Source organism: Wolbachia endosymbiont (group A) of Anomoia purmunda, from assembly GCF_947251545.1.
Taxonomy (GTDB): Bacteria; Pseudomonadota; Alphaproteobacteria; order Rickettsiales; family Anaplasmataceae; genus Wolbachia.
In genome coordinates, this window is record NZ_OX366362.1 from 689,404 (window position 1) to 704,531 (window position 15,128).

Annotated in this window: 14 protein-coding genes and 1 pseudogene; 7 read left to right on the plus strand and 8 right to left on the minus strand. The window is 35.2% G+C overall.

Translation table 11 applies throughout. The annotated features are described in order from the left end of the window. Nucleotides 1-6: 6 nt before the first annotated feature. A complete protein-coding gene (locus tag OPR57_RS03575; protein ID WP_406831642.1) occupies nucleotides 7-1,338 on the minus strand; it encodes an IS4 family transposase in 1,332 nt (443 codons plus the stop codon). 124 nt (nucleotides 1,339-1,462) lie between these two features. Then, a complete protein-coding gene (dcd, locus tag OPR57_RS03580; protein WP_006280485.1) occupies nucleotides 1,463-2,020 on the minus strand; it encodes a dCTP deaminase in 558 nt (185 codons plus the stop codon). 140 nt (nucleotides 2,021-2,160) lie between these two features. Between dcd and OPR57_RS03585 the strand changes: the two genes are divergently transcribed. From OPR57_RS03585 to OPR57_RS03595, 3 genes are all read left to right on the plus strand, one after another. Then, nucleotides 2,161-3,177 carry a substrate-binding domain-containing protein gene (locus OPR57_RS03585; RefSeq protein WP_265037415.1) on the plus strand — a complete coding sequence of 339 codons (1,017 nt, stop codon included), beginning with the start codon at nucleotides 2,161-2,163 and terminating at the stop codon, nucleotides 3,175-3,177. 112 nt (nucleotides 3,178-3,289) lie between these two features. After that, nucleotides 3,290-3,604 (plus strand): GIY-YIG nuclease family protein, encoded by a 315-nt coding sequence (locus OPR57_RS03590; RefSeq protein ID WP_265037520.1) that lies wholly within the window; start codon nucleotides 3,290-3,292, stop codon nucleotides 3,602-3,604. After that, entirely contained in the window at nucleotides 3,601-3,735 is a 135-nt protein-coding gene (locus tag OPR57_RS03595; RefSeq protein ID WP_265037417.1) for a hypothetical protein, read from the plus strand. Before OPR57_RS03590 ends, OPR57_RS03595 begins: the two co-directional genes overlap by 4 nt. A gap of 31 nt (nucleotides 3,736-3,766) precedes the next feature. Here the strand turns inward: OPR57_RS03595 and OPR57_RS03600 are convergent, their stop codons facing one another. Continuing rightward, nucleotides 3,767-4,162 (minus strand): hypothetical protein, encoded by a 396-nt coding sequence (locus OPR57_RS03600; protein ID WP_265037419.1) that lies wholly within the window; start codon nucleotides 4,160-4,162, stop codon nucleotides 3,767-3,769. A 465-nt stretch (nucleotides 4,163-4,627) separates the two neighbouring features. Between OPR57_RS03600 and OPR57_RS03605 the strand changes: the two genes are divergently transcribed. Both OPR57_RS03605 and OPR57_RS03610 read left to right on the plus strand, forming a co-directional pair. Further along, nucleotides 4,628-5,482 carry a potassium transporter TrkG gene (locus OPR57_RS03605; protein ID WP_265037421.1) on the plus strand — a complete coding sequence of 285 codons (855 nt, stop codon included), beginning with the start codon at nucleotides 4,628-4,630 and terminating at the stop codon, nucleotides 5,480-5,482. 25 nt (nucleotides 5,483-5,507) lie between these two features. Next, entirely contained in the window at nucleotides 5,508-6,035 is a 528-nt protein-coding gene (locus OPR57_RS03610) for a potassium transporter TrkG (protein WP_265037423.1), read from the plus strand. A gap of 369 nt (nucleotides 6,036-6,404) precedes the next feature. Here the strand turns inward: OPR57_RS03610 and ppdK are convergent, their stop codons facing one another. Next, a complete protein-coding gene (gene ppdK, locus OPR57_RS03615; protein ID WP_265037521.1) occupies nucleotides 6,405-9,140 on the minus strand; it encodes a pyruvate, phosphate dikinase in 2,736 nt (911 codons plus the stop codon). Nucleotides 9,141-9,350: 210 nt separating this feature from the next. Here ppdK and OPR57_RS03620 point away from each other — a divergent pair, with 210 nt between their 5' ends. Then, on the plus strand, nucleotides 9,351-10,202 hold the full coding sequence (locus tag OPR57_RS03620) for an Rpn family recombination-promoting nuclease/putative transposase (RefSeq protein ID WP_253309476.1): 852 nt from the start codon (nucleotides 9,351-9,353) through the stop codon (nucleotides 10,200-10,202). 192 nt (nucleotides 10,203-10,394) lie between these two features. Here OPR57_RS03620 and OPR57_RS03625 read toward each other — a convergent pair whose 3' ends face one another. Together OPR57_RS03625 and OPR57_RS03630 are read right to left on the minus strand one after the other, a co-directional pair. After that, nucleotides 10,395-10,709: a GIY-YIG nuclease family protein gene (locus OPR57_RS03625; protein WP_064085789.1), complete on the minus strand. Its 315-nt coding sequence runs from the start codon at nucleotides 10,707-10,709 to the stop codon at nucleotides 10,395-10,397. A gap of 139 nt (nucleotides 10,710-10,848) precedes the next feature. Next, nucleotides 10,849-12,198 carry a phosphomannomutase/phosphoglucomutase gene (locus OPR57_RS03630; protein ID WP_265037425.1) on the minus strand — a complete coding sequence of 450 codons (1,350 nt, stop codon included), beginning with the start codon at nucleotides 12,196-12,198 and terminating at the stop codon, nucleotides 10,849-10,851. Between the two features lie 131 nt (nucleotides 12,199-12,329). Here OPR57_RS03630 and OPR57_RS03635 point away from each other — a divergent pair, with 131 nt between their 5' ends. Continuing rightward, complete coding sequence (locus tag OPR57_RS03635) at nucleotides 12,330-14,507, plus strand: hypothetical protein (RefSeq protein ID WP_265037427.1); 2,178 nt, start codon at nucleotides 12,330-12,332, stop codon at nucleotides 14,505-14,507. A 21-nt stretch (nucleotides 14,508-14,528) separates the two neighbouring features. Here the strand turns inward: OPR57_RS03635 and OPR57_RS03640 are convergent. Further along, nucleotides 14,529-14,777 (minus strand): annotated as a pseudogene (locus OPR57_RS03640) (IS66 family transposase); the annotation flags it as partial. A 163-nt stretch (nucleotides 14,778-14,940) separates the two neighbouring features. After that, nucleotides 14,941-15,081 carry a hypothetical protein gene (locus OPR57_RS03645; RefSeq protein ID WP_265037429.1) on the minus strand — a complete coding sequence of 47 codons (141 nt, stop codon included), beginning with the start codon at nucleotides 15,079-15,081 and terminating at the stop codon, nucleotides 14,941-14,943. Between the last annotated feature and the right edge of the window lie 47 nt (nucleotides 15,082-15,128).

Below are 15,128 nucleotides of genomic sequence, written 5' to 3' on the forward strand. Positions count from 1 at the left end.
GTCAAGTTAAGAAGCAAGGGTAAGAAAATTCAATGAACTTAAGGTGGATACTCTAGTTTTTCTATATCTATCTTTCACAGAAAATTGTGACCAGTCTGTGGTAAGTTTTTTCAGGAAAATTCTCAAATTATTAATTTTACTGCTTAACGCTAAAAACAACTCCCTAATCCTTCTTTTTAATTCAATGAATGCCTTTGTTAAACTCAGCTCTGTATTCTCTTTCAGTTTTATACAACCAACTATTCCATGAAATATAAGAATTGCGCACAATTTAGCGTATAGTTCACATAATACTCTGTATGGTTTTCCTTTAAGTTCGTCAAGCCTGATGTGACTCTTATACAATTTAAATAATAATTCAATCTGCCATCTTACCCTGTAAACTGTTAATACTTGTTCAGCGCTGATTTTACTCTCTGGAACGTTAGTTATGAATATCGACCAATCCAGCAATTTTTGATTCTTTTGAGAAGATGTATATCCATGTGATTTTGCTAACTTATTAGCCCTTCTTCTTCTAATTATAGACTGTTCTTCAGTTAATTTTTGACATATAATTCTCACTTTAATTTTTACTTCTTTTCCTAATAGCACTTCCATCTCTAGAAGGGATTGACCTTCTAAACATTCCAACAACTCTATTTTTTGATTTGTTTCTATATCATATATATTGGTATCAGACTTATAACGACTAACAAAATATGCACCTGCTTCATCAATCTGTTTAAAAGAACTAGGCACAAAGTAGCACAAATCAAATATTAGCAAATCATTGGCTGATAAACCGTTCAGATAATCCCTATAACCTTGATCCGACCTTATTCCTTCTATTAAATTTAACTTATCTAGCGCTTGGTTCAGGTAATCAAAGACTAACTGCAGCTTTATTCCTGATTTGGTATTACTCTCACAATCTCTATAGCTACTCCCATATCCTTTGTACATATCTTCCATGCTACTAGGCAGGCTAATATAGCTACTATCCAATAGCTTAATGCTTCTAAATTGCTTCAAAATTCTGCAATCAACCTGTAAGCTGTTTTTAAATAAAACTAAAGATTCATTATACATTCTTTTCATAAATTCCACTGCTTCTTCAGTAAATCTAAAATCCAAACCCTGTTTTGTAATTTCTATCGAGTCTTCATTTAGCAATTGGCACATTGTTTCTATGCTGCAATCACCAACTCCTATGTTACCAAAAACCATAGCTTTTATGAATGATGAGCCATTAAGTTTTCTCTTTCTTTTTATAAAACCTACTGCAATTGATATTTCGTCTGCTTTTTCATTAAAGAATTCATTGAGGTCTTTTGATAAGCAAGCTATTCTGTCCATTGTAAGTTCTCTCATTCACATATCCAAGAGAACTTATACCTTATTCTTTTCCTTCACTCTATCAATTTTACTTACACTTTTCCTTAACTTGACGCGTATGGGTAGCTCACAACGAAAGCAGTAATTATTTCACCAGCGGCAAAGTAATACCATGCTGATTCATATATTTTCCTTTCATATCATCATATGATTTCTCGCATTCACTTTCGCCGCTTAAAAATACGAATTGGCATGCGCCTTCATTGGCGTAAATTTTTGCAGGAAGCGGAGTAGTGTTTGAGAATTCGAGTGTGACATGACCTTCCCATCCAGGTTCTAAGGGAGTAACGTTTACTATAATTCCACATCTTGCGTAAGTTGATTTACCAACACAAATGACCAGTACATTCCTTGGTATACGAAAATATTCCACTGTACTTGCAAGCACAAAGCTATTTGGTGGAATTATGCATACGTCTGTTTCTTTATCTATGAAACTATTCTCAGAGAAATTTTTAGGGTCCACGATGGCTGAATTAACGTTAGTAAAAATTTTAAATTTATTATCCACTCTTGCGTCGTAACCATAAGATGATAGTCCAAAAGATATAACACCTTTGCTGCTTTTGTGATTCACAAAAGGCTCTATCATTCCAAAGTTTTCAGCTTTTTCTCTTATCCATTTATCTGGCATAACTGCCATAATTGCCCCTTAAAGTTGTGTAATACTTACAATAATATAAAATAAAATTTAAATGTAAACTGTAGCTTTTGTCATGCAATTAAAGCTTTTCAGTTTGATTTTTGTTATAATAATTAGATTTATGTTCTTAACTAAAAATAATGCTTAGAAACTTTCTCCTGATTTTTGTATTCGTATTATTCACGCCGCTGTTAAATGCTGATGCCAGGAAATACATCAGAATTGTTGGATCTTCAACTGTTTTTCCTTTTATCTCGTTTATAGCCGAGGAGTTCAATCGTGTATTCCCTTTTAAGACTCCAGTTGTAGAATCAATAGGAAGTGGATCAGGGTTCAAAATGTTTTGCTCAGGAATAGGGGAAGACACGCCAGACATCACCACTTCATCTCGCCCTATGAAGGAAGTAGAAAGAGAACTATGTAAAAGAAATAAAATTAATGAAGTGATAGAGATCATCATTGGCTATGATGGAGTTGTCATTGCAAATTCAAATCAAAGCCATAGATTTGATTTCACAAAAAAGGACTTATTTGAAACTTTATCTGCATATTCTCAAGAAAATGATAAATTAGTAAAAAATAATAAGAAGTTTTGGTCTGATGTAAATCAAGCCTTACCAAAAACAGAAATTGAAATTTATGGTCCACATCAAAATACAGGCACATACGAAACTTTGGTTAATTCTATTATGCTTGATCAATATTCATGCATGAATTCAAGAATTTTTAAAGAGAATTATAAAGATCAGGAAGAAAGAAAGAAAGCATGTGGTAATATAAGGGATGACGGAAGGTATATAGAAGTTGGAATTAATGAAAATATAATAATACAAAAATTGAAAAGTAACAAGAACGCCTTAGGGATATTTAGTTTCAGCTTTTTAATGAGGAATCAAGATAAAATACAAGGGAGCACAATTGCAGGAATTGAGCCAACTTACGAAAATATATCATCGGGAAAATATATATTAGCAAGACCTCTATACCTTTACATAAAGAAAGAACACCTGGATACTGTTGATGGATTAAGAGAATTCATAAAAGAAATTATAGATTCGATCGGCATTGAAGATGGGTACCTATCTAGGCTTGGTCTAATCCCACTTTCAAGTGAAGATATAAAGAAAGCTTCAGCAAAGGTTTATGATATAACATGACGGCAACACTTCTTGTATCCGTTCAGGATAGCGGCAAGACCATAGAGTAAAAGTGAGTTTACAACAAATGGTGTCATCCCAGTGCTTGACACTGGGATCCAGGTTACTATATATGAAAAGTTATTATGTTTATATACTTGCAAGTGAACGAAATGAAACCTTGTATATAGGTATAACGTCAAATTTAATTAAACGAATTTGGGAGCATAAGAGCAAAGCCATTTCCGGTTTCACGTCAAAGTACAATGTTAGTAAATTAGTCTACTTTGAGGAGTTTCAAGACATAAATTTAGCAATTAGTAAAGAAAAGCTTCTAAAAAGCTGGCAGAGAAAATGGAAAATAAACTTAATTGAAAAAACAAATCAAGAATGGAAAGATTTATATGATGAAATCGTATCTGGATTCCAGTGTCAAGCACTGGAATGACACCATTTGTTGTACAAACTACCTTTGCAAACAAATGTTCGTACAGCTGTGTGTCATGCACTTTGCTTCAATATTTGTACATTAGCCACTCCCCTGAACAGATACCACTTCTTTTATATTCTTTGTTCTAACGTCCCAGCGCGCCGCGCTGGGATGACATTATTAATGTTGTACTTCTCGTTGTGATGTAAGCCGTTCCACACTTGGGTTCTCAAAAACTCCTCCAATATAAGCACCAGCTAGTACAGCCAATGCTGAAACTGCTAAAACTAATGCAACTACAGGATATGCCAGCACATAGGCTGCAATAGCACCAGCTACGCATAGCCCACCAACGCTTAGAGCAATCTTCCCCTTGTGTTTACTCAAGAAGGTTGTATCGTTATCGTTCTTTTCTGGGGTTGTGTTACCAGTAGTTGGTGCAGTAGTGTTAGTTACTATAGGAGCATTGGAATTAAGATCCATTACCCTCTTGTGCTCTTCCATTTTTTGAATAACTTTTCCAAGAGCAGATGCGTTATTAGAGTCGTTGGTCCTTTCTTGCAGGCCTCTAAGCATATTTATTGTGTTAACACTATCACCTCCTGCTAGATCGTATTCTGTACTACACAAAAAATCACGAGTTCTTTGATCAGCTTTCTGCCAAATTAGTTCAATGATCTATATAGCTTTGTCTTGATCTTGAATGTTATAAGAGTCAATAGCAACCCTTAAAACAGTATTTCTGAGTTCATTAGAAATCCACTCAAGTCTCAAAATTTTTTGTATATTACTATCTTCACTATCTTTGAACATGTTCTGGACTTCTAGAAGATTGCCACACGAGATTGCTTGTATTAATGAGTTTTGAATGTTTGTTTGTAGCTCAGTTAATTTAACTATATCTTACCTCTAATAAAAATTTAATTATCACACATATTTACAAGTAAGTCAAATATATTGTTAATAACTGTTAATAAAGGCCAACAAAGTGCTTGACGTTAGAGTAGCTTTTATGGCTTTGTATAGCGAGGAAGTAACTCTATGAAAAATCATCAACGTTTACAAACTTTACGTTCAATTGCATTTATTGTGGGAATATTCCTATTGTTGTTTAGCTTAGCAATGCTTATTCCTGCTATTACCAATAAGTATCTCAGCTACGAATGGAAAAATTTCCTCGCTGGATTCATAATTACCTGCACATCTGGCGTAACTTTTATTTTGTTCGGTAAATTAAGTAGATTACATGGCATGCCAGCAATTTTTGCGATTACTAGTTGCACCTGGATTGCCTTGTCTCTGTTTGTAGCTATTCCTTTCTATTTTGATAATCTGAGCTATGTTGATGCATTATTTGAAACGATATCTGGCATCACAACCACAGGGGCAACTATATTTAATGATATTGAAAAACAATCTCCAGGAATATTGCTGTGGAGAGCAATGCTACATGGCATGGGGGGTTTTGGTGTAATCACTTTAGGAATTGCAGTTTTTCCTATATTTAAGGTTCTCAGTCTAAATAATTTACTTTATTCTGAATATTCAGATACTACCAAAAGGAAGTTGCCGAACACGCGAAGCGTAGTAATTCATGTTACGGCAATATATTATGGCCTAATTTTGTTATGTATATTTTCCTGTTATCTAGCTGGTATGCCACTGTTTGATGCAATATGCCACGGAATGTCCTCTGTATCAACTGGTGGATTTACTAACTATAATGATTCTATAGGGCACTATAATAACCCTATGTTAGAAGTCATAACGATCATTTTTATGATTTTAGGTTCTCTGCCTTTTCTTAGCTATTTAAAAATTATAAGACGGTTAGACATTTGCTATGATGAACAGGTCTCTTACTTTGTTAAGATAGCTACTATCTCAATCATTTAGATGCAGCACATTTACCATCACTTCCTTGATTACGTCAACTGGTTATGCAATCTGTAATCATATAGATTGGAGCTTCATTTCAGTCTTAGCTTTTTTTCTAACCTTTGTTGGTGGATGTAGCGGTTCTTCAAGTGGTGGTGTCAAAATCTTTCGTTTGATCATTTTTCTAAGATCTATAGAAAATCACTTTCGCCTTTTATTAAACCCAGGCGCAGGCGATAGGGTAAAATTCAATGGAAAAACCCTGGAGAATGATGAAGTTCACTCTGTCTTTATATTTTTTGCAATTTTCATGTTAACGCTTACCGTTTCATCAATAGTGATGTCTTACTTAAGCAATGCAGACTTTATAACTAGCATCAGTTCAGTCTCTGCAACGCTTACAAACTCTGGCCCGGGATTTAGTAATTTAATAGGCCCTTCGGGTAATTATTCCTCTTTCAGTAATGAAGTAAAATTATTTCTATCGTTTTTAATGCTGCTTGGCAGACTTGAAATATTGCCAATCTATTTTTGTATAGGCAATTTATTCTTATTTAATAGAAAGAAATAGTTGGTGAAGTTGTGAAACTTGATATTATAGCTAAACTGACTTACGACAATTTGAAAAACCGTCATTCCGCTACTCGTTAGCGGAATCTATACCGCGAATAAATCTACAACTGTACAAACATTGCAATATGGCACATAGTAAACGATGTCATGCAAGTAGCTGACACTGGAATCCAGCTTCTATGCAACCTCATCAAAAACATTCATTTAGTGTAAGATCAGCTACTTTCCATGATAGTTTACTTGTTCACAAGCAAATTTTTCTGGATCCCAGTGTCAAGCACTGGAATGACATCATAGGGGCACTGGAATGACAAAAAAAGGAGCACTTGAATGACAGAGCTCTACAAGGAGGTGCAATGTTTTTCACTTACCCAACAAACTTAGATTTTATGCTAAACTGTGCTGCCACTAACTTTGCAATCGGTACTCTATAGGGTGAGCATGAAACATAATCTACCCCTGATTCGATGAGAAACTCTATAGATCTTGGATCTGCTCCATGCTCTCCACATATACCCAATTTTATTTCTTTTCGGGTTTTTTTGCCTCTTTCAATGGCTATCTTGATTAACTCCCCTACCCCTTCGATGTCCAGCACTTCAAATGGGTCGCTTTCGAATATGTTGCTTTCCTTATAAGAATCGAGGAAATTAACTGAATCATCTCTTGAAAGTCCCATGGTTGTTTGCGTTAAATCATTAGTGCCAAAACTAAAAAACTCTGCATGTTTTGCTAACTTATCAGCAATCAGTGCTGCTCTTGGTAGTTCTATCATCGTTCCAATTGAATAAGCCTTGTCTGATGTCATTCCAGCGCGTGACGCTGGAATCTGCGTCTGGATCCCAGCTGAGATGACAGAGGATTCTTTCTTTGCTAGCTCGCATATCAGAACAAACTCTTTCTCACTCATGATAAAAGGAATCATGATTTCAGGCTCCACTTCTATCTTCTTTTCTTTCTTTAATTCACTTGCAGCACTAAGTATTGCCCTAATCTGCATGCTATATATTTCAGGATGAGAAATAGCAAGCCTACAACCTCGATGACCAAGCATTGGGTTCTTTTCTGACAACTCTGCTATTTTATTTTTTACTGATTCAACTGACTTACTAAGTGATTTGGCAATTTTTTCTATAGTAGACTGATTATTGGGTAAAAATTCATGCAAAGGAGGATCAAGCAACCGTATAGTGACTTCCCTGCCCTCTATAATAGAAAATATTTCTTTGAAATCAGACTTTTGCATTTCTTCCAGTTTAATGAGCGCATTTGCCCTTTCATTTTCATCGTCAGCTATTATCAACTTTTGAATGAATTCGATTCTATCACTAGCGAAAAACATATGTTCTGTGCGACATAAGCCTATACCTTCTGCACCGAATCCTTTTGCAATTTTTGCATCTTTTGGAGTATCAGCGTTCGCTCTCACTTTGATCGTTTTAATTTCATCTATCCAGTTGATTATCGTTTTGAATTCTTGCGATAATTCAGGTGAAATTGTAGGGAGAATGCCAAGCATAACCTCCCCTGTTCCTCCGTTGATGGTAATTGGTTCACCTTTATTTACTTTTGTATCCCCTACAGAAAAGAAAGTTCCATCTTTATCGATATAAAGTCCACTCACACTGCAAATGCATGGCTTACCCATTCCACGGGTTACAACAGCAGCATGCGAGGTCATCCCTCCCCGTGCTGTTACTATGCCACTTGCAGCATTCATTCCATTAATATCTTCAGGACTCGTTTCTGACCTTACTAAAATCACTTTTTTGCCCTGCTCTGCAGCTTTTTCAGCATCACTTGCACTAAACACTACATATCCAGAAGCAACCCCTGGAGAAGCCGGCAGTCCCTTCCCTATTGCTTTTTGGTCACTCTTAACGTCAAGAACTGGATGCAATAAATTGCCAAAGGTTTTTGGATCAATTCTCAATATTCCTTCTTCTTTTGTAATCGTTCCTTCGTTTACCATATCAACTATTATGCGAATAGCAGCTTCAGCCGTGCGCTTGCCAGACCTAGTTTGCAAAATCCATAACTTACCGTCCTGTACAGTAAATTCGATATCCTGCATGTCTTTATAATGCCTTTCAAGTTTTTCACATACCACACATAATTCTCGGTAGACACTTGGCAGCAACTTCTCCATGGTGTTTTTTTGCTCTCCGTCAATTGGCATAGGAGTATAAACACCAGAAACCACATCCTCACCCTGAGCATTAATCAGAAATTCACCAAAGTATTTTTTTTCTCCAGTTGAAGGATTTCGTGTAAATATCACACCAGTTGCAGAATTATCATTTAAATTACCAAAAACCATTGCTTGCACGTTGACCGCTGTTCCAAGGTTTTCAGGAATATTATGTATTCTTCTATAGGAAACAGCCCTATCATTTTTCCAAGAGGCAAATACTGCATTAACTGAATTTAACAATTGCTCTTCAACGTTCTGCGGGAAATGTTTCTCAGTTTTTTCATATACTATCTTTTTAAAATCGTTAACAATTCTCTTTAAAACATCAACATCAAGATCAGCTAAGCTTTTTGCTCCACTCTTTTGCTGCTCATTATCAACAACATCTTGAAATAGGTGATGATCAAGCTTTAGTACAACATTGGAGTACATCATGATGAAGCGGCAGTAGCTATCGTAAGCAAAACGTTCGCCACTTTTTTTTGCAAGCCCAACAACGGTTTCATCATTTAGACCAACATTTAAAATAGTATCAAGCATGCCCGGCATTGAACTAACACTACCAGAGCGTATAGAAACTAATAAGGGATTATTTAAATCCCCAAATTTACAACCGATGTCATTTTCGAGCATCGCCATGTAGTTTTTGATTTCACTACATATGTCATTCCAGTGCGTGACCACATTTTTTTCTGGATCCGAGTAGTCAGCTACTTGGATGACAGAAGATCTATTGTCTTGATAATAGACTTTGCAAGCAGAGGTGGAAATTGTGAAACCAGGTGGAACAGGAATGCCAACATTGCACATTTCTGCTAAATTTGCCCCCTTTCCTCCCAGCAGATTTTTCATTTCTGCATTGCCTTCGCATTTACCCTGGCTAAAGTAATGTATTAACTTTTCCCCCATCATTTTCTCCGGATTTTCACTGATAAACACATTGTACATATAGTTCCAATAAACCTGTGAGGACTTGAAACCTTAGGATAATAAATTTTACAAAATTTTGCAACAACGTTCCTTCTGGCAACGTCAGTAAAGTTAACAAAAAAGATGACAAATTATTGAATTATTATCAATAAGAATATATAATATAAAGATACATTTAAAAATTTTTTTATGGCTCTTTCTAAGTTTCTCGACCCCAAGAATGATGTTGCGTTTCGGCGTATTTTTGGTACTGAAAAAAATAAAGACATCCTCATTCACTTTCTCAATGATATTTTGGGGTTCACTGGCAAAGATGAAATAAAAGAAATAGAATTCCTCAGCACTATTCAAGATGCTGAAATTGCCTCTAAAAAACAAAGTATCGTTGATGTACTCTGCAGGGATGAAAATGGGGTGCAAGTAATAGTCGAAATGCAAGTTGCCAAAACTAAAGGCTTTGAAAAACGCGCTCAATATTACGCTGCTAAAGCTTATTCAAGGCAAGCTGATAAAGGTGATCAATACCATAATCTCAAAGAAATTATCTTTATTGCTATTGCTGATTGTATTCTCTTTCCTAATAAATCTGAGTATAAGTCAGATCATGTAATGTTAGACAAAGATAGCTATGAACATGATTTAAAAGATTTTTATTTTACATTTATTGAGTTACCAAAATTTCCTAAAACTAAAGAAGACCAATTGGAGAGTATAGTTGAAAAATGGATCTATTATTTTAAATATGCAGATGAAACTAGCGAAGAAGAATTGGAAAAGATAATAGGTAGTGATGTAATAATTAAAAAGGCATATGAAGAACTAAATAGATTCAACTGGTCAGAGAAAGAATTTATTGCCTACGAACAGGAAATAAAACGTATTCGTGATGAACGGGCTGTTCTTGAACAAAAACTTGATGATGCTAAAAAGGAAGGAAAAATTGAAGTTGCAAAAACAATGCTGGCTAATAATGTTGATGTCACCACTATTGTTAAGTTTACTGGCCTCTCCATGAGTGAGATCAAAGAATTGCAGAATTAAGTGGACCCGCAAACGGTTACACGAAATAATGCTGCAGCCTGACCAGGTGATAAGTACATTTAGCCTATTTATCTTTATACTTTCATGTTATCTGTTCAGGGGAGTGGCTAATGTGCAAATATTGAAGCAAAGTGCGTGACACACAGCTGTACGAACATTTGTTTGCAAAGGTAATTTGCACAACAAATGGTGTCATTCCAGTGCTTGACACTGGAATCCAGATACGATTTCATCATATAAATCTTTCCATTCTTGATTTGTTTTTTCAATTAAGTTTATTTTCCATTTTCTCTGCCAGCTTTTTAGAAGCTTTTCTTTACTAATTGCTAAATTTATGTCTTGAAACTCCTCAAAGTAGACTAATTTACTAACATTGTACTTTGACGTGAAACCGGAAATGGCTTTGCTTTTATGCTCCCAAATTCGTTTAATTAAATTTGATGTTATACCTATATACAGAGTTCCATTTCGTTCACTTGCAAGTATATAAACATAATAACTTTTCATATATAGTAACCTGGATCCCAGTGTCAAGCACTGGGATGACACCATTTATTGTAAACTCACTTTTACTCTATGGTTATACTACCTTGCCGCTATCCTGAACGGATACCTTTCATGCCAATTTTATAAATCAAGTTTATTTCTATGAGTAGCTACAATTTAAAGACCTTGCTTCATCAATGTAATGGAACAAAACCTTTTTAGTAAGTTCAAAACCTTCTAAAGTCTCTCCTTCGCATCTTGCTGTAATGCAGTTTTGCGTATTTGATACCCTAAGAAGCCACCAACCTTTATTATCGGTTACCTTAACACCATCAAGATCTGAAAATACAATATTTTGCTTCTCCAGTGTTTTCTTTATTGATTCAATTATTTGAAATTTTTTCTCATCTTTCACTACAATCTTTACTTCATGAGTGATATATAGCTTCGGTAAATCCTCAATTACCTGAGATAGGCTTTGGCTTTTCTTAAGCAAAATGTCAACTGCTTTAACAGCAGAATATAGCCCATCATCAAAACCTAGCTCAGAAAAGAAGAAGTGCCCGCTTAATTCACCAGCAAACTTTGCCTCTTCCTCTACCATCTTCTTCTTAACTAGTGAATGTCCAGTAGCGCAGGTAATAACTTGCCCTCCTAACTTACTAACAAAATCATGCACTTTCATACTCATTTTTACGTTGGCAATAACTTTGCTTTCTGGATATTCCTCCAACACTTCACGTGCAAAAATTATAAATAAATGGTCATTGGAAACAACACTGCCTTTATTATCAATTAAGCGCACCCTATCGCTATCGCCATCTAGCGCAATGCCAAGATCACATCCATATTCCTTCACAATGTCAATTAATTGAGCGAGATTTTTTTCCTCTATGGGATCTGGATCATGCAGTGGAAATGCCCCATCTATAGAGTTATTGGTTACGATGTGTGTATGACCAGGAAAGATCTTTTCAATATACCTTATAATTCCACTTGCTGGACTATTTCCACAATCCCAGGCTATTTTTAATTTCTGTGTAGTATCGTTCTTCACTGCACTTTTTAATATGCGAATGTACTCACTATATATATTTATGTTAATTAAGCTTCCAATTCTTGTACTGTCTTTAATTGGATTGCTTATAATTTCCTTTATCTCTTGATCTGAGAAGACTTTTTCATTACTAAAAAATTTAAAGCCATTGTATTCACTTGGGTTATGAGAAGCGGTTATTACAATACCAAGATCCGCCTGCGTGATTTGTGTTGCAGCGTAGAGCATAGGTGAAGAGCAGAGTCCAACGCGTATAACATTTGCACCGGATAAAGTTAAGCCCCTAATTAATTCTCTTTCTATACCTGGTGAATCTATTCTGCTGTCGTAGCCGACACAAACACTAGCTACGGTTTGGCCAAACTTTCTACCTATCTCGTACCCATCATTAATCTGCAAATCTTTGCCTACTATACCTCTAATATCGTATTTTCTTATAATGGTATTGTCCATACTGCACTTCTTAAGGAGTAACTACTATATAACATAATGGACAAGTGCTCAAGTTTATTTACTCAATGATTAGTTGACTTTTTAAAAAAAATCTGTTAATATTATAGTATATTCTTCAAAGATGTAAAATTATGCCACAGGAAAACGAAAGTGTATTTATAGCTGAGAGTCAAAGTTTAAATGTAGATGAACAGCAAAAAAAGGATATTTTAGATGCGATTAAATCTTGTAGCAGCTTTCAAGAGACTATAAAACAATTGGAGGAAAAAAATTTAATCTGGTATTTTATTGGTCCTTTACGCAAAGATGAGGACATTACAGGACAGATAAATTCAAAGTGGGAAAAGGAGTTCCAAAAATTTGAGCAATCAATAAATGAAACACATAGAGAATTTGAAGCATCTTTACCGGATCAAAATTTTTTAGTGTATCCAGCAAAGGATAATGGCTTCAAAATTAGATTTGAAAATGAAGAAAAACCAATAGAAATTAGCAATATTTTAGGGGCCAGCAGTGAAGGTAAGGTTTATAACATATCTTTAGGGAAAGATAGTCAAATAACCGCAAGCAAGAAAAATGGTACTGAGAGGCACTATGATTTTACTGGCTCCGGTTCATGTGAAATGACCATTAACTGGCAGGCTAAGGATTCTGAAGGTAATAACATAGACTGTAGCATGACCGTAAAATTAGATTCTGGTGGTATACAAAGTGTTATTGGTGAGCCAAAGTTTGGTGATTTAAAGTTCACACCAGAGGAAACAAAAGATAAAATATTAAAATTAGTTGAGCAGAATAAAGAAGTTTTTATCAATAGAAAAACTCTGCATCAAGCTTTTACTGACATGTCCAGGAGTGTAGACGATCAGCAAGTACCAGCAGAGGAAATATTTACAAAAGATCCACATATATCACCACAGTCACCTACACCAAGCAGCAGTGGGTATTCCTCTCCTAGCACACCTTCTTCACGTAGAAGTTCTTCTTCTGTTGAAAGCGAGATTGGTGATGAAGAGTCTGAAATCACTGATGAATACATTGACGACGACTATGATAAACAAAAAATGCACAAAGATTATGAGAGAAAGTATGAACAAGAAGGATTAAAAGGAGTAGATGAGACTATAAATGAAATTAACAAACTTGCAGAGCAGCGTGACTTCTTGAGAGATGAAGTTAATGAACAACGGCAAGTTATATCTGAAAAAAATCAAAGAATAAAGGAACAAGGTACTTTAATTGAGTCGCTTATGAGTAAAGAGCAATTAAAGAATCAAGAGTTAGTTAAGGAATTAAATCAACTGTACAAAGAAAAAGAAGATTTAGAAATGGCAATTCAGCAATCTGGTATAGGTAAAAAGTCTCTTGCAGATGAGATAGAAGAAGTGGAGAAAAATGAGAAAATAGAGAGTTTGAGAAAAGAAATTAAGCAGAAGGATGAAAAGATACAGCAGATAGTAAGAGAGAGCCAGAAATTAGAAGGAAAGCTTCAAGATTTAAGGGCAAAGTATTCGGAAGTAAAAAACGAAGATAGTGAGTATATTGAAAATTTAACCCGTAAACTAAAACAAGCTGAGATTGAATTTATCGATAATAAAGATAAGCTGACTGAGCAAATAGAAAAATTGGCAGAAGAAAAGGAAAATTTATTTAGACAATTAAGAGCAAAAAGTACAGATTCAACATCGTTCAGAAAGCAACAATCAGAAATAGATAAGCTTAAACAACATCTTAAGGAAAAGGAAGGGATGTTAACGTGTACACAGGAAGAGCTGGCATCTGTCAAAGAGAGTCTAGAGCAACTGCAGAACATATTACAGCAGGAAAAAGGTCAGGCAACTCAAACTGAAGTTGAATATGAAAGTAGAGGAACAAGCATGCAGCAGCAAGACCAAGGTATACAAGCTGTAAACAACAACTCAAGCAGAATAGCTAGTGGGTTAAGACAAGAAAACAAAAAATTGACTAGAGACAAACTAACTATATCTGAACAATTAAAACAAAAAATAAGAGAGATTGACGAGTTAAAGAAAAATTTAAAGCAACTGCAAGAAGAAAATAAACAACTAAAACAAGAAGTTACCAAAAATGCAGGCGTTGATGCATCATCTTCAACAGGTCAAAAAGAAGCTAAAGAAGCAGAAATTATACCGCAAAACATTATGGATTGGCCCGTTCCAATTCCAGACGATAAACCGGAAGAGCAGAAAACTCCATTAGAGCCAATCAAGGTAAATACAGAATTATCAGATCCAAAATCAATCCCCGCTGAGGTTTCGGAAAAATCTCTTCCTCTTCCAAAAGGATGAGTTTTGCTTCTATTGTTAACTGACCTGACCGCCAACATTCCTTTCGCTTTTTGGCTTGTCCTTTTTTATTTTGTATAGCTCTTTTGAGCTGGGCAGGGATGAGTTTTTTGAATTTAAACCGAGCCTTTCCTTTAATTCAGCGTTCTCTATCTTTAAAGCCTTGTTCTCTGCCTTTAGACTTTCATTCTCTCTTTCCAGCCTTTCTATTTTTGCTTCTAACTTTTCTATTTTTTGCTGTAAATTTTTGCAAAGTTCTAAAAGGGTTACCACATTACCTCACTTTTGCTCTATGATTATCTTTTAGATCACTTTGTCTACCTTATTCTGCCACTCCGCTGAACGGATACCAAATGACCATCATAACAAAAGCCTTGACCTCCCACACTAAAACTATATAGATACACTTTTAAGTTTGGTATGAGAGGCACATTAACTAATTACTTCCTTTCCACATCCCAGTCTTGTTACCACTAATTTTTACTTCATCAATATCAGTGTTAGGATCTCCAAGCTCTTCTTCAGCCTGTTGTACAATTCTTATAATCATGTCCACATCTATATTATTTAACCTCATCGATTGCTCTATTGGTGACAAAAGATTTTCATGAATTGGCTGCTTAT